This window comes from Halomonas alkalicola (genome assembly GCF_030704205.1).
Classification (GTDB): domain Bacteria; phylum Pseudomonadota; class Gammaproteobacteria; order Pseudomonadales; family Halomonadaceae; genus Halomonas; species Halomonas alkalicola.
This window is the reverse complement of the sequence record NZ_CP131913.1, coordinates 2,088,753-2,103,384: the sequence shown is the minus strand read 5'-3', so window position 1 is coordinate 2,103,384 and position 14,632 is coordinate 2,088,753. Positions and strand designations below refer to the sequence as shown.

12 protein-coding genes are annotated in these 14,632 nt (G+C 68.6%); 2 read left to right on the top strand and 10 right to left on the bottom strand.

All coding sequences use genetic code 11. From position 1 onward, the window contains the following. The first annotated feature begins 89 nt into the window (after positions 1-89). Positions 90-491, top strand: a complete 402-nt coding sequence (locus tag B6N23_RS10060) for an acyl-CoA thioesterase (protein ID WP_119022260.1) — start codon at positions 90-92, stop codon at positions 489-491. An 80-nt stretch (positions 492-571) separates the two neighbouring features. On the opposite strand, the gene B6N23_RS10055 is transcribed toward B6N23_RS10060, so the two are convergent. From B6N23_RS10055 to hexR, 3 genes are all read right to left on the bottom strand, one after another. Further along, a complete protein-coding gene (locus B6N23_RS10055; protein WP_305498385.1) occupies positions 572-1,663 on the bottom strand; it encodes a TRAP transporter substrate-binding protein in 1,092 nt (363 codons plus the stop codon). Between the two features lie 134 nt (positions 1,664-1,797). Then, entirely contained in the window at positions 1,798-3,999 is a 2,202-nt protein-coding gene (uvrD, locus tag B6N23_RS10050) for a DNA helicase II (RefSeq protein WP_119022262.1), read from the bottom strand. A gap of 92 nt (positions 4,000-4,091) precedes the next feature. Then, positions 4,092-4,949: a transcriptional regulator HexR gene (gene hexR / locus B6N23_RS10045; protein ID WP_110069415.1), complete on the bottom strand. Its 858-nt coding sequence runs from the start codon at positions 4,947-4,949 to the stop codon at positions 4,092-4,094. Between the two features lie 248 nt (positions 4,950-5,197). Between hexR and B6N23_RS10040 the strand changes: the two genes are divergently transcribed. Further along, entirely contained in the window at positions 5,198-5,407 is a 210-nt protein-coding gene (locus tag B6N23_RS10040; protein ID WP_110069414.1) for a PA3496 family putative envelope integrity protein, read from the top strand. 95 nt (positions 5,408-5,502) lie between these two features. Here the strand turns inward: B6N23_RS10040 and B6N23_RS10035 are convergent, their stop codons facing one another. From B6N23_RS10035 to mgtE, 7 genes are all read right to left on the bottom strand, one after another. Continuing rightward, positions 5,503-6,846, bottom strand: a complete 1,344-nt coding sequence (locus B6N23_RS10035; RefSeq protein ID WP_305498378.1) for a sodium-dependent transporter — start codon at positions 6,844-6,846, stop codon at positions 5,503-5,505. 345 nt (positions 6,847-7,191) lie between these two features. Next, entirely contained in the window at positions 7,192-8,058 is an 867-nt protein-coding gene (locus B6N23_RS10030; RefSeq protein WP_500796444.1) for a DUF72 domain-containing protein, read from the bottom strand. After that, positions 8,055-9,890, bottom strand: coding sequence for a glutamine--fructose-6-phosphate transaminase (isomerizing) (gene glmS / locus B6N23_RS10025; protein WP_305498376.1), 1,836 nt, complete (start codon positions 9,888-9,890; stop codon positions 8,055-8,057). Before glmS ends, B6N23_RS10030 begins: the two co-directional genes overlap by 4 nt. 11 nt (positions 9,891-9,901) lie before the next feature. Further along, positions 9,902-11,263, bottom strand: coding sequence for a bifunctional UDP-N-acetylglucosamine diphosphorylase/glucosamine-1-phosphate N-acetyltransferase GlmU (gene glmU / locus B6N23_RS10020; protein WP_305498375.1), 1,362 nt, complete (start codon positions 11,261-11,263; stop codon positions 9,902-9,904). Positions 11,264-11,279: 16 nt separating this feature from the next. Continuing rightward, positions 11,280-12,410, bottom strand: a complete 1,131-nt coding sequence (locus B6N23_RS10015; RefSeq protein WP_305498373.1) for an FAD:protein FMN transferase — start codon at positions 12,408-12,410, stop codon at positions 11,280-11,282. Between the two features lie 37 nt (positions 12,411-12,447). After that, positions 12,448-13,248 carry an undecaprenyl-diphosphate phosphatase gene (locus tag B6N23_RS10010; protein WP_305498371.1) on the bottom strand — a complete coding sequence of 267 codons (801 nt, stop codon included), beginning with the start codon at positions 13,246-13,248 and terminating at the stop codon, positions 12,448-12,450. 1 nt (position 13,249) lies between these two features. Further along, positions 13,250-14,623, bottom strand: a complete 1,374-nt coding sequence (gene mgtE / locus B6N23_RS10005) for a magnesium transporter (protein ID WP_305498369.1) — start codon at positions 14,621-14,623, stop codon at positions 13,250-13,252. Positions 14,624-14,632: the final 9 nt, after the last annotated feature.

The window sequence follows — 14,632 nt, the reverse complement described above, 5'->3', positions numbered from 1 at the left end:
GACTGCATATACCATGACCCCCGATTCAGACATCCGTATGCCTCTTGTCGCTTACGGCCACAATAACAAGCCAGGATGATGACACTTTCATGACAGACCTCGACGATATCCCCGCTCCCCGGGGCGAGCTCACCCTGAAACTGCTGGCCAGCCGTCAGGACACCAATCTGCATGGCGACATCGCCGGCGGCTGGCTGGTGGCCCACATGGACCAGGCCGCCGAGCTGGCCGCCGGTCGCGAGGCCCATGGCCGCACCGCCACCGTGGCCATCGAGGCCATGGACTTCCTCTGCCCGGTGCGCGTGGGCTCCATGGTCAACATTTACACCACCGTCTGCGAGATCGGCCACAGCTCGATCCGCATCGACGTGGAGGTGTGGATCCGCCAGCCCCAGGAGCGTGACTCCAAGGAGCTGCACAAGGTGACCGAGGCGACCTTCGTGATGGTGGCCCTGGACGACAAGGGCCGCATCCGCGCCGTGCACCAGTAGGCCATCTCTTCTCGCCGATCAGCCGCAACGCATCGGGGGCGCCAAGTGGCGCCCCCGATAGCGATTCCGCACGCGCGGTATCAGGCGCCGACGGCCTCGCGCCCCTTCAGGTAGGAGTACTCGCCGACGTCGCTGAACGGCCGTACCAGCTGCTGGAAGGCCACGTAGGAGTCGTAGACCTTCTTCGAATCCGGATCGCTGTCGACCTGGGCCTGGACCACCTCCATGGAGGCATCATAGAGCGCCTGCATGACATCCTCCGGGAAGGTGCGCAGCTGCACGCCGTGCTCGTCGACCAGGGTCTCGAGGGCCTGGGCGTTGCGGTAGGCGAACTCGCTGATCATCGCCAGGTTGGAGGCCTTGGCCGCCTCGCGCACCACCGCCTTGAGGTCGTCGGGCAGGGCGTTCCAGGCATCCAGGTTGACGGTCCCCTCGAGCACCGCGCTGGGCTCGTTCCACACCGAGGTGTAGTAGTAGTAGGCCACCTGATAGAGGCCGAGTGCCATGTCGTTGTAGGGGCCGACCCAGTCGGCGGCGTCCAGCACGCCGGTCTGCAGGGAGGTGAAGATCTCGGAGGCCGGCATGTTGACGGTGGTGACGCCGATGCGGTTCATCGCCTCCCCGGCCAGGCCCGGCAGGCGCAGGCGAATGCCCTGCATGTCCGAGAGGGAGTTGATCTCCTTCTTGAACCAGCCCGCCATCTGGGTACCGGTGTTGCCCACCGCGAAGGGCTTGAGGTTGTGCTTGGCGTAGATCTCGTCCCACAGCTCCTGGCCGCCACCGTGGTAGAGCCAGGCGTTGGTCTCGGTGGTGTTCATGCCGAAGGGCACCGCGGTGAAGAACTGGGAGGCCGCGACCTTGCCGCGCCAGTAGTAGGCGGCGGAGTGACCCATCTCGGCGGTGCCGGCGGCCACGGCATCGAAGACCTCCATGGCGGGCACCAGCTCGCCGGCACCGTGCACGCGGATGCGCATGCGCCCGCCGGAGAGCGCCTCGACGCGCTGGGCGAACTCGTTGGCTCCGGTGCCGAGCGCCGGAAAGTTGCGCGGCCAGGAGGTGACCATGTCCCAGGTGATGGTCTCCTGGGCCTTGGCGGTGGTGGCCACGAAGGGGGCGGCGGCGACGCCGGCGGCGCCGGCACCGAGGGTCTTCAGGAAGTTGCGGCGTTGCATGAGGGCATGACTCCGAAAGGCTTGTTATATCGGGCCGCGCGGCGTGATGACGCGCGGTGGTGTCCGCCAGCGAGTATGCGCCAAGGCCGAATTGGGCCACAAGACTGCGACGTTGACGTTATCGTCAACGACCCTCAGAGCGGCGTCAGCTTGGCGAAGCCCAGCACCAGCCACTTGTCGCCCTCGCCCTCGAAGCTGACATGCACCCGGGCGCGCTCGCCCTGCCCCTCGGCGTTGAGGATCACCCCCTCGCCGAACACCGGGTGGTGGACCCGCTGGCCCAGCGAGAGACTCGGCAGGTCGGCGCCGCCATTCACCTCGGTCTGGCGCAGCCCCGAGGGGCGCGAGGTCGTTACCGGCCGGCTGATCTGGCCGCGCAGGCGCACCTCCTCCAGGTACTGCTCGGGGAGCTCGCGCAGGAAGCGCGAGGCCCGCTGGAAGGTCTCCTTGCCGTGCAGGCGGCGGATCTCGGCGTGGGTCAGGTAGAGCTTCTTCATGGCGCGGGTCAGGCCCACGTAGCAGAGCCGGCGCTCCTCCTCCAGGCGCCCCGGCTCCTCCGCCGACATGCGGTGGGGGAAGAGCCCCTCCTCCACGCCGGCCATGAAGACCACCGGGAACTCCAGCCCCTTGGCGGCGTGCAGGGTCATCAGCTGGACGCTGTCCTCGAACTCGTCGGCCTCGTGCTCGCCGGCATTCAGCGCCGCCTCGGAGAGGAAGGCCTCCAGCGCCACGGCTCCCTCGCCGGCCTCGGGGGGATCGAAGGACTCGCCCTGGGTGAAGGCGCGGGCGGCGTTGACCAGCTCCTCCAGATTCTCGACCCGGGCCTGCCCCTTCTCGCCCTTCTCGCTGCGGTGGTGCTCGACCAGCCCCGAGCGCTCGATGACGTGATCGATGATCTCGTGCAGCGCCAGCCCCGCGGTCTCGTCGTCGAGCCGCTCGATCAGCTCGGCGAAGGCCTGCACGACGCTGCCGGCACGCCCCTTGAGGGTGCCGTCGCTCAGTCCGTCATGCAGCGCCTGCCACAGCGAGACGCCGCTCTCCCGGGCCCGGGTGCGCAGAAGCTCCACGGTGCGGGTGCCGATGCCCCGGGCCGGCACGTTGATCACCCGCTCCAGGGAGGCGTCGTCGTCGCGGTTGAGCAGCAGGCGCAGGTAGGCCAGGGCGTTCTTGATCTCCAGGCGCTCGTAGAAGCGGTGCCCGCCGTAGATGCGGTAGGGCACGCCCTGGCGGATCAGGGTCTCCTCGATCACCCGGGACTGGGCGTTGGAGCGGTAGAGGATGGCGATCTCGCGGCGATGGAAGCCCTCGTCGACCTTCTCGCGGATGGTGTCGACGATGAAGCGGGACTCGTCCAGGTCGTTGAAGCCCGCATAGACGGAGATGGGCTCGCCGCGGGCGCCGTCGGTCCACAGCTCCTTGCCCATGCGCTCGGTGTTGTGGCTGATCAGGGCGTTGGCGGCCTCGAGGATGGCGCTGGTGGAGCGGTAGTTCTGCTCCAGGCGCACCGTCTTCGTCTCCGGGAACTCCTGCTCGAAGCGGCGGATGTTCTCCACCCGGGCGCCGCGCCAGCCGTAGATGGACTGGTCGTCGTCGCCCACAACGGTCATCGGCGTGCGCATGCCGGTGAGCAGCTTCAGCCAGGCGTACTGCAGGGTGTTGGTGTCCTGGAACTCATCCACCAGCACGTGGGCGAAGCGCTCCTGGTAGTGGGTCAGCAGGGCGGGGTTGTCGCGCAGGAGTTCGAGGCTGCGCAGCAGGAGCTCGCCGAAGTCCACCAGGCCGCCGCGCTCGCAGGTGAGCTGGTAACGCTCGTAGAGCTCCACCATCTGCCCCAGGTAGGCGTCGCCATGGACGTCGACCTGGTGGGGGCGCAGCCCTTCCTCCTTGCAGCCCGAGATGAAGCTCTGCACCTGGCGCGGCGGGAAGCGCTCGTCATCGATCTCGTGCTCCTTGATCAGCCGCTTGATCAGGCGCAGCTGGTCATCGGAATCGATGATCTGGAAGTGCTGGGGCAGCCGGGCATCCTGCCAGTGGGTGCGCAGCAGGCGGTGGGCCGTGGAGTGGAAGGTGCCCACCCAGACGTGGCGCAGGGAGAGCCCGAGCAGCGCCTCCAGGCGGGTGCGCATCTCGCGGGCCGCCTTGTTGGTAAAGGTCACGGCGAGCACGGCATAGGGGGAGAGCCCCTCGGCCTGCATCAGCCAGGCGATGCGGTGGACCAGCACCCGGGTCTTGCCGGAGCCGGCACCGGCCAGCACCAGCATGTTGCCCTGGGGGGCACTGACCGCCTCGCGCTGGGCGGTGTTGAGGTGGTCGAGGATCGCCGTGACGTCGTCCATGGAGAGGGCATCGCTGCTCGGAAAATGGGCGATCAGCTTAGCATATTGCCCGCCTCTCCTCCTCGGCCTGCCCTCGCCGCGCCTGGTTTTGCCTAGGCCTCTTCCTCGGGGTAGCGCAGCGGAATCAAGCTTTTCTTCACCGACTTGAGCTGCTCGGCCAGCTTGGGACCGCGGGTCTTGGCCACGCCCACCGCCAGCACGTCGACCAGCACCAGGTGGGCGATGCGCGAGCTCATGGGAGTGTAGATCTCGGTGTCCTCGTGGACGTCGATATAGAGCGGCAGGGTGACCTCCTCGGCCAGCGGCGAGCCGCTGGGGCAGAGCCCGATCACCGTGGCGCCGGCCTCCCTGGCCAGGCGCACGCTGGCCACCAGCGCCCGGGTACGGCCGGTCTGGGAGATCGCCACCACCACGTCGCCCTCCTTGAGGGTCACCGCCGACATGTTCTGCATGTGCGGGTCGGCATAGGCCGCGGTGGAGATCTGCAGGCGGAAGAACTTGTGCTGGGCGTCGAAGGCCACTGCGCCGGAGGCGCCGAAGCCGTAGAACTCCACCCGGTTGGCCATGGCCAGGGCGTTGATCGCCTGGCTCAGCGCCTCGTTGTCGAGGCGGTCGCGCACCGACAGCAGGGTGCCCACGGTGGAATCGAAGATGCTCTGGGAGAATTCCGCCACCGAGTCGCTGTCGTTCATGGAGAACTGGGCGAACTGGCTGCCGGTGGCCAGCATCTGGGCCAGCTTGAGCTTGAAGTCCTGGAAGCCGTTGCAGCCCAGGGCGCGGCAGAAGCGCACCACCGTGGGTTCGCTGACCTTGGCCTCGGTGGCCAGGTCGACGATGCGCATGTGGATCACTTCCTCGGGGTTGCGCAGCACGAAGCGCGCCACCTTCTGCTCGGAGCGGCGGAAGTGCTCCATGCGGCGTCTCATCTCATCGAAAAGGGCGCTGCTCACTGGAAGCTCCTCGAATGGGGGTATCGCCCCGGGCAGTGACGATACGGGTAACGGGTTTGACACAGTATGCCCAAGGAGCCGGCGTTGTGCAGCGCAAGATGTCGGTGCCGCCCCGGCCGCCAGCGGTGACCCCGTCCGAACGCTAGCGTTTACCCTGCGTTGTGGCGTAAAACCCTGATCGTCATCATTCTGTCAAGTGAGATATAGTAAGACTTGCAGTGCCGCGTAGTGTCCAAGGAGAGTCGATCATGCGCAATGTCGAACGGTTAACCTCCCTGAAGAGCGAACTCCTCGACATCTTCATGAGCATGGAAGTCGTCGAGCACGAGCAGCGCAGCCGCACCGCCGCCCAGCGCAACCTGCGGGCCCGGCGGGGCATCGAGCTCCATGAGGAGTTCAAGCAGCTGTCCCGTGACATCGCCGAGCTGCCGGAAGACGAGCTCGACGAGATGCACTGACCCCGGCCCAACGGCCAGGGCACCCCCCAACACGCGAGCCCCCCCCCGCCGGGGCGGGGCTCGCAGGGCTTTCTGCCCTCTTCGGATCGTCCCGCCTAGAGCAGGCCGGTGACGAAGACCACGATCACCCCGATGGGCGCCACATAGCGGGCCACCAGGTGCCATAGCCGCTCCGTGCCGCCGGCCAGGCCAAGCTCGCTGGCCACGCTCTGGCGCTCCAGGCACCAGGCCACGAAGAGGATCGCCCCGAGGCCGGTCAAGGGCAGCAGCACCTTGCTGGTGAAGGTATCCAGCAGGTCGAAGATGTTCAGGCCGAAGATCAGGAAGTCTCCCCAGACGTTGAACGACATCAGCGCCGCGATGCCCAGCGCCCATACCGCCACGCCGCTCGTCAGGGTCGCCGCCACACGGGAGAGCGGGGTGCGCTCCTCCACCAGCTCCACCACCGGCTCCAGCAGCGAGATCGCCGAGGTCAGCGCCGCGAAGGTGAGCAGCAGGAAGAACATCAGGCCGAGGATGGCACCGCCGGTCATGTTGCCGAAGGCCACCGGCAGGTTGACGAAGATCAGCCCGGGCCCATCGGCGGGGCTCATGCCGTTGGCGAAGACGATGGGGAAGATCGCCATGCCCGCCAGCAGCGCGATCACGGTGTCGAGGATGATCACCGTACGGGCGGTGCCGATCAGGTTGACGTCCTCGCCCAGGTAGGAGCCGTAGGCCATCATGATGCCCATGCCCAGGGAGAGGGTGAAGAAGGCCTGCCCCATGGCGGCCAGCACCACGCCCCCGGTCACCGCGCTCCAGTCGGGGCGGAACATGAAGGCCAGCGCCTCGCCGAAGTGACCGGTGGTCATGCCGTAGCCGACCAGCACGATCAGCAGCAGCACCAGCCCCGGCATCATGGTGCGCACGGCGCCCTCGAGCCCCTTGGTCACACCGCGGGCGACGATGAAGATCACCAGTGCCATGAAGGCGGTGTGCCACAGGGTCAGCATGCCCGGGCTGCCCAGCAGGCTGCCGAAGAGCGCGCCGATGCCGTCGGCATCCTGGCCGGTGAAGCGGCCGGTGACGGAACCCAGGGTGTAGGAGAGCGACCAACCGCCGATCACGCTATAGAAGGAGAGGATCAGGAAGGCCGCCAGCACGCCGCTGGCACCGACCACCGCCCAGGCCGGCAGGCGTCCGTTCCGGCGCGCGAGATCCGCCATGGCGTTGATGGGGTTCTCCTGGCCGCGCCGGCCGATCAGCCATTCGGCCACCAGGATCGGCAGGCCCACCAGGGCCACGCAGGCCAGGTAGATGAGCACGAAGGCCGCACCCCCGCTGTCGCCCACCATGTAGGAAAACCGCCAGATGTTGCCCAGTCCCACCGCGGAGCCCGCGGCGGCGAGCACGAAGGTCATCTTCGATGACCACTGCGCATGCACGAGTTTAGACATGATTCACCCTGAGTGTACGTGTCGCCATCAGCCGGTCTGGCGCGATGACGGCTTGTGCTTGTCATTGCCACGTCCAGGACGCCATGGATCGCACGGCGTCTTCCAGAGCATGACAGGATCCAGGCAGGATCGCTGCCGTGCCGCTCGCCTCCGCCCGGCAGGTTGTTGCTCCGGGAAGGGCAGGCACCGTGCGGCCGATACCGGCAGGAATCACGCCTTTATGGGCAAGATCCGGTAAATATCCATGGGTATGCCGCACAGGGGGATAAAACTATCCGATCAAACGCTGGATGGCCAGTCGAAGCTGGCCCGTCGCGCCGATCGGCTGTCATGGATCATGGGGCGTCAGAAGAGGGTCGTCTGGGCCTCGCCCGGGAAGTCCGCCAGGGGCGGCAGGGAGAGGGCCTCGGCGAGCCGTGCATGGAGGGATCTTGCCAGCTCCGGGGCCTGGCGGTTGTCCGGAGTATGCACCATCAGATAAGGGGTTTTCCCCTGTTTTATCCACAGGACGAGGCGCTGGATCCAGGGCGCGAAATAGCGCTCGTTGATCGCGGGATCGAGGTGGCCGATGAAGCGCACCAGCGGGCGATCTGCCGTGGAAAGCACGTGTGAAGGGCGTTTAGGCTTTTCCCTCTGGGCCACGGCGAGGCCGGGACAGGCCCCAGGCGGGGTCGAGAAGAGCGGTCGTACGTCGAGCATCACCCGGTCGACGCCGTGACTTATCAACAATCTGTTGAGGGCGACCTCGGCGGGCCCCTTGTGGAAAAACTCGGGGTGGCGCACCTCCACCGCGCAGGGGATCTGCGCCGGCCAGCGGGAGAGCAGGGCCGCCAGTCGGGGGAGCTCCTCCACGCCAAAGTCGCGGGGCAGCTGGACCATCATGGGCCCGAGCCGGTCATGCAGGGGCGAGAGCGCCTCGAGAAAGCCCTCCAGTTCCGCCTCGATGCCGGAAAGGCGGCGCTCATGGGTGAGCGCCCCCGGCAGCTTGAAGCAGAAGCGGAATCCCGATGGCGCCTGGCGCGCCCAGGCCGCCACCGTCTCCGCCCGGGGGGCCCCGCTGTAGAAGGTGGTGTTGCCCTCCACCGTGCCGAACACCCGGGCATACTCCGCAAGCCCGCCGCCATGGGGCGGATAGAGGGTGCCGCGCCACTCCGGGTTGGCCCACATGGGCAGCCCCAGGTAGAGGCGCGGCGGCTCGGCGGCCGGCGTCACTCCACCGTCACGCTCTTGGCCAGGTTGCGCGGCTGGTCCACGTCGGTGCCCTTGAGCACCGCCACGTGGTAGCTGAGCAGCTGCAGCGGCAGGGTGTAGAGGATCGGGGCGAGGGCCTCGTGCACATGGGGCAGGCGCAGCACCCGGATCCCCTCCTCCTCGGCCAGCGCCCCCCCCTCGTCGGCGAACACGAAGAGCTCGCCGCCCCGGGCACGCACCTCCTGGAGGTTCGACTTGAGCTTGTCGAGCAGCTCGTCGTTGGGGGCGACGGAGATGACCGGCATCTCGCTGTCCACCAGCGCCAGGGGGCCGTGCTTGAGCTCCCCGGCCGGATAGGCCTCGGCGTGAATGTAGGAGATCTCCTTGAGCTTGAGCGCGCCCTCCAGGGCGATCGGGAAGTGCGCCCCGCGGCCCAGGAAGAGCGCATGCTGCTTCTCGGCGAAGGCCATGGAGAGCGCCTCGATCTCGGTATCCAGCGCCAGCACCCGCTCCACCAGTCGCGGCAGGCCGCGCAGGGCCGTCACCAGCTCGGCCTGGGTGGCCTCGTCGAGCCCCTTGACCCGCCCCAGCGCCAGGGTGAAGAGCATCAGCGCGGTGAGCTGGGTGGTGAAGGCCTTGGTGGAGGCCACCCCGACCTCGGGGCCGGCCTGGGTCATCAGGGTCAGGTCCGACTCGCGCACCAGGGAGCTGCCCGGCACGTTGCAGATCGCCAGGCTGGCCAGGTAGCCGCGCTCCCTGGCGAAGCGCAGCGCCGCCAGGGTGTCGGCGGTCTCGCCGGACTGGGAGAGGGTGACGAAGAGGGTGCCCTCGGGCACCACCACCTGGCGATAGCGGTACTCCGAGGCCACCTCCACCTGCACCGGTACCCCGGCGAACCGCTCCAGCCAGTAGCGGGCCACCATCCCGGCGTGGTAGCTGGTGCCGCAGGCGACGATATGGATCTGGCGGACGCGGCCGAACAGCGCCTCGGCGTCGGGGCCGAAGCTCTCCACCAGCACCGAGCGCTCGCCCAGGCGGCCCTCGAGCGCCGCGGCGATCACCGCCGGCTGCTCATGGATCTCCTTGAGCATGAAGTGGCGGTACTCGCCCTTGCTGGCGGCCCCGTCACCGTGCTCGAAGGTCTGCACCTCGCGCTCCACGGGTCCACCTGCGGCATCGAAGACCTCGATGCGACCGCCCGCGGAGAGGCGCACCATGTCGCCCTCCTCCAGGTAGATGAAGCGGTCGGTGACCTGCAGCAGGGCCAGGGGGTCCGAGCCCAGGAAGGCCTCGCCGATGCCCACCCCCACCACCAGCGGGCTGCCCTTGCGGGCGCCGACGATCACATCGGGCTCGGCCGCGCTGACCACGCCCAGCGCATAGGCGCCCTCGAGTCGGGCCAGCACGCGGCGCACCGCGGCCAGCAGGTCGCCCGCCTCGCGGCTCTCGCGCTCCAGCAGGTGGGCCACCACTTCGGTATCGGTCTCGGAGGTGAAGACATAGCCCGCCGCCTTGAGCTCCTGGCGCAGGGCCTCGTGGTTCTCGATGATGCCGTTGTGCACCACCGCCAGGCGCTCGCCGGACTGGTGGGGGTGGGCATTGGCCTCGCTGGGCCGGCCGTGGGTGGCCCAGCGGGTATGGGCAATGCCGCAGCGCCCCGGCAACGGCTCCGCCGCCAGGCGCTCGGCCAGGGCCGCCACCTTGCCCACCGCCCGGCGGCGCGACAGCGTGCCCTCCGGCGAGAGCACCGCCATGCCGGCGGAGTCATAGCCGCGGTACTCGAGGCGCTTCAGCCCCTCGAGAAGAATGCCTTCCACGTTACGCTCGGCAACGGCCCCGACGATTCCACACATGGTGACTCTCCTTACCTGTCCTTGCTGGGGCGCGGCCAGTCGGCCTTGCTGATCTGACGGCCGCGGGAAACGGCCAGGGCGTTGTCCGCCACGTCCTTGCTGATGGTGGAACCGGCGCCCACGGTGGCGTTGCTGCCCACGCTCACCGGGGCCACCAGCGCCGTGTTGGAGCCGATGAAGGCGCCATCGCCGATCTCGGTGCGATGCTTGTGGGCGCCGTCATAGTTGCAGGTGATGGTGCCGGCGCCGACGTTGACGTCGCGGCCCAGCCGGGCGTCGCCCACGTAGCTCAGGTGGTTGATCTTGCTGCCCTCACCCACCTCGGCGTTCTTGGTCTCGACGAAGTTGCCCACCTTGGCGCCCACCGCCAGGCGGGTGCCGGGGCGCAGCCGGGCGAAGGGACCGACGCGACCGCGACCGGCGATCACCGTGCCCTCGATGACGCTGTGAGGCTCGATCACCGTCTCGGCGCCGATATGGCTGTCGCGGATCACGCAGTGGGGGCCGATGCGCACCCCCTCGCCGAGCTCCACGTTTCCCTCGAAGACGCAGCCCACATCGATCTCCACGTCGTGGCCGCAGGTGAGGGCGCCGCGGATGTCGATCCTCGCCGGGTCGATCAGCGCCACCCCGTCGGCCATCAGCCGCTCGGCCGTGGCCAGCTGGTGGGCGCGCTCCAGGCGTGCCATCTGCAGCCGGTTGTTGACCCCCTCCACCTCCAGCGGGTCGGCCGGCTGGGCGGTGACGATCCTGACCCCCTCGGCGGCCGCCATGGCGATGATGTCGGTGAGGTAGTACTCGCCCTGGGCGTTGTCGGCGGAGAGCCGCGGCAGCCAGCGGCGCAGCTGGGCGGCGGTCATCGCCATGATGCCGGTGTTGCACTCGGCGATGGCAAGCTCCGTCTGGGAGGCGTCCTTGTGCTCGACGATGGCCACCGCCTCGCCCTCGGCATTGCGCAGGATGCGCCCGTAGCCGGTGGGGTCCGCCAGGGTCACGGTGAGCAGGCCGAGGTGGTCGTCATCGACGCCGTCCAGCAGCCCCGCCAGGGTCTCGCGACGGATCAGCGGCACGTCGCCATAGAGCACCAGCACCTTGCCCTCGCCGAGGCCCTCCAGGGCCTGGGCCACGGCATGGCCGGTGCCCTTCTGTTCGGCCTGCAGCGCGAAGTGCACCTCGCAGTCGGCCAGGGCCTCGCGCACCTTCTCGGCGCCGTGCCCCACCACCACGTGGGTACGCTCGGCAGCGAGCCCTGCCGCGGTGTCGATCACATGGCGCACCATGGGCTTGCCGGCCAGGCGGTGCAGCACCTTGGGCAGGGTCGAGCGCATCCGGGTTCCCTGCCCGGCCGCGAGTATCACCACATCCAGCGTCATCAATGACTCCTGTCGTTCATTCGTTCGGGGCGGGCTCGGTCTCGAGCTCGCCCGGCTCGGCTACCGCCACCAGGCCGAGCTCCTCGACCAGCTCATCGCCGAAGTATGCCACGAAGGCGGGGCTGACGAGGCTCTCCCAGCCCTCGTCCACGCGTACGATCATCAACACCTTGAGGTCCTGGGCGACGGCCAGGGCCATGCCCGCCTCGTCCCCCAGCACCATCAGCGCCGTGGCCCAGGCGTCGGCCCAGGCGTTGGAGGGGTGCAGCACGCTCACCGAGGCCAGGCGATGGTCGATGGGCCGGCCGCTGCGCGGGTCCAGGGTGTGGGAGAAGCGCTGCCCCCCCTCCTCGAAGTAGTTGCGGTAGTCGCCGGAGGTGGCCAGGGAGACATCGCCGATGGGCAGCACGTACTGCGCCTCCTGACGGTCTTCCAGCGGCGCCTCCACGCCGATGCGCCAGGACTCGGCCTCGCCGTCGTCCCCGCCGCCGGCATTGCGATAGCCCCGGGCGATCAGGTCGCCCCCCAGGTTGACCAGATAGTGCTCGATGCCCTCACGGTCGAGGTAGGCCGCGACCCGGTCCACCGCATGGCCCTTGGCCACACCGCCCAGGTCGACGAAGACGTCCCGGGTGCGCCGCGCCTGCAGCCCCGCCGGGTCGAGTTCCAGCGCATCGAAACCGACCACCTCGAGGCGCTCGGCCAGCGCCGCCTCGTCCGGCACCTCGCGGGGACGCGCCTCGCCGCCGAAGCTCCACAGGTTGACCAGCCCCCCCAGGGTGACGTCGAAGGCGCCGTCGCTCTTCTCGGCCACCGCCTGGCTGATCGCCAGCACCTCGACCAGCTCGTCGGAGAGCGGCTGCCACTCACCGAGGGGCGACTGGTTGAAGGCCATGAGCTCCGAGTCCTCGATGTAGATCGACATGCCGACATCCACCGCCTCGAGCGTCTCGAGGATGCCCTCCTCCAGCGCCTGGGCCTGGCCCTGGGTCAGCGAGTCGGCGATGGTCACCTGATAGAAGCTGCCGAAGATCCCCCCCTCGAAGCGCACCGGCGAGTCGAGGGGACGGTCGCGCTCCGAGCAGCCGGCCAGCAGCAGCAGCCCGGCGAGGAGCAGCAGCGGGAAATGGAGACGCAGGAACTTCATGATGACAGGCACTCCCGTGACGGATGAGGGTCGGCCACTACCAGAACAGCCACAGCAGCCAGCCGCCGAGCAGCAGCCGATAGACCACGAAGGGCTGCATGCCGACGCGCTTGATGAAGACCAGGAAATAGTGGATGCAGAGGTAGGCGCTGATGCCGGAGAGGATGGCCCCCACCGTCACCGCCGGCCAGTCCACCGCATGGGACTCCCGCACCAGGCCGACGATCTCCAGGCCACCGGCCAGCACGATCACCGGGATCGACAGCAGGAAGGAGAAGCGTGCCGCGCCCTCCCGGCTCATGCCGAGCAGCAGCGCCGCGGTGATGGTGATGCCGGAGCGCGAGGTGCCAGGAATCAGCGCCAGGGCCTGAGCGCCACCGATGAAGAGCACGTCCCTGAGGCCCAGCTGGTACTCGCTGCGCCCGCCGCGGCGGCGGCGCCAGTCGGCATAGCCCAGCACCAGGCCGAAGCCGATCAGGCTCGCGCCGATGATCAGCGGCGAACGCATGCCCAGCTCGATGGCATCGCGGGAGGTGAAGCCGATCAGGCAGACCGGCACGGTGGCCAGCAGCACCCACCAGGCGAGCCGAGCATCCTGGTCCATGCCGCCGCCGCGCAGCGAACCGACCCAGCTGCCGGCCATGCGCGCAAGCTCATGGCGGAAGTAGAGCACCACCGCCGCCAGGCTGCCGATATGCAGGGCGACGTCGAAGGCGAGGCCCTGATCCTCCCAGTCGGTGAGCACCGGCACCAGGATCAGATGGGCGGAGCTGGAGATCGGCAGGAACTCGGTGAGCCCCTGCACGATGGAAAGCACGAAGACCTGCAGCCACTCCATGCTAGACCCCGGACAGGATGGCGGTGGCGATGCTGAAGTAGATCACCACCCCCGAGGCGTCGATCAGGGTGGTCACCAGCGGCGCCGAGGCGGTGGCCGGGTCCCAGCCCAGCCGGTTGAGCACGAAGGGCAGGCACATGCCGAGCAGGCTGCCGAACAGCACGATGGTCACCATGCTCATGGCCACCACCATGGCCACCGCCTCGCCGCCGCGCATCACCCCGATGGGCGCTACCGCCAGGGCCATGGTCAGGCCCAGGGAGCCGGCCACCAGCAGTTCGCGACCGAGCAGGGTGCTCCAGTCCTTGACCCCGACGTCGCCGGTGGCCATGCCGCGCACCATCAGGGTGGCAGCCTGGGCCCCGGCGTTGCCGCCGCTGCCGATCAGCAGCGGCAGGAAGAAGACCAGCGCCACCTGGGCGGCGATGGTGTCCTCGAAGTAGGCGATGCCGGCGCCGGAGAAGAGGTTGGCGAAGACCAGCAGCACCAGCCAGGTCACCCGCTTGCGGTAGAGGCTCCACAGCGGCACCCGGCTGACGCCGTCCTCCAGGGCACCGATGGACATCCCCTTGTGGAAGTCCTCGGTGGCCTCGGATTCGGCCACGTCCATGGCATCATCGTGGGTGACGATGCCCACCAGGCGCTCGTCGGCATCGAGCACCGGCAGCGCCAGCAGGTCGTAGCGGGCCACGACCCGGGCGACCTCCTCCTGGGCCTCGTCCACCGGAATGCTGATCACGTCCTTGATCATGATGTCGTCGACCTGGGCTCCCGGGCGCGCCACCATCAGCTGGCGCAGCGACAGGGTGCCGGCCAGCTTGCCGTCGGGGTCGATGATATAGAGCTGGTAGACGGTCTCGGCGTCGGGGGCGGTCTGACGCACCCGCATCATCGCCTGGGAGACGGTCATGCCGGTGGGGATGGCCACGTAGTCCGAGGTCATGATCGCCCCGGCGGTGCCCTCCTCGTAGCTGGCCAGGCGCTTGAGGTCCTCGCGCTCCTGGCGCGCCATGCGCCGCAGCAGCCCCTCGCGGCGATCCTCGTCGAGCAGGTTGAAGAGGTCGGCGCGCTCGTCCGAGCCCATCTCCTCGAGCACCGAGAGCAGCGTTTCGTCGGACATGGTCGAGGTGATCTCGACCTGCTCCTCGCCGGGCAGGTAGCCCAACACGTTGGCCCGCCGCTCCAGCGGCAGGGCCTCGAGCAGGCCCATGGCGACCGGCAGATCGTCATCCTCCTCGAGGACTTCCTCGAGGATCTCGGCGATGTCCGCGGAACGCAGCTCCGACAGCATCTCGTCGAGGCGCTCGCGGTCCTCCTCGGCCTGGGCCGCGACCAGCGCCTCCTTCTGTTCCTGCAGGGTCTCGTTCAGTGACATGGCATCCTC

Bases quoted from the DNA above. Each gene is read 5' to 3' on its own strand.
- B6N23_RS10055 (WP_305498385.1), bottom strand. From the start codon at position 1,663: ATGCAACGCCGCAACTTCCTGAAGACCCTCGGTGCCGGCGCCGCCGGC.
- B6N23_RS10015 (WP_305498373.1), bottom strand. From the start codon at position 12,410: ATGAAGTTCCTGCGTCTCCATTTCCCGCTGCTGCTCCTCGCCGGGCTG.
- B6N23_RS10035 (WP_305498378.1), bottom strand. From the start codon at position 6,846: ATGTCTAAACTCGTGCATGCGCAGTGGTCATCGAAGATGACCTTCGTG.
- B6N23_RS10010 (WP_305498371.1), bottom strand. From the start codon at position 13,248: ATGGAGTGGCTGCAGGTCTTCGTGCTTTCCATCGTGCAGGGGCTCACC.
- glmS (WP_305498376.1), bottom strand. From the start codon at position 9,890: ATGTGTGGAATCGTCGGGGCCGTTGCCGAGCGTAACGTGGAAGGCATT.
- mgtE (WP_305498369.1), bottom strand. From the start codon at position 14,623: ATGTCACTGAACGAGACCCTGCAGGAACAGAAGGAGGCGCTGGTCGCG.
- uvrD (WP_119022262.1), bottom strand. From the start codon at position 3,999: ATGGACGACGTCACGGCGATCCTCGACCACCTCAACACCGCCCAGCGC.
- B6N23_RS10040 (WP_110069414.1), top strand. From the start codon at position 5,198: ATGCGCAATGTCGAACGGTTAACCTCCCTGAAGAGCGAACTCCTCGAC.
- B6N23_RS10060 (WP_119022260.1), top strand. From the start codon at position 90: ATGACAGACCTCGACGATATCCCCGCTCCCCGGGGCGAGCTCACCCTG.
- glmU (WP_305498375.1), bottom strand. From the start codon at position 11,263: ATGACGCTGGATGTGGTGATACTCGCGGCCGGGCAGGGAACCCGGATG.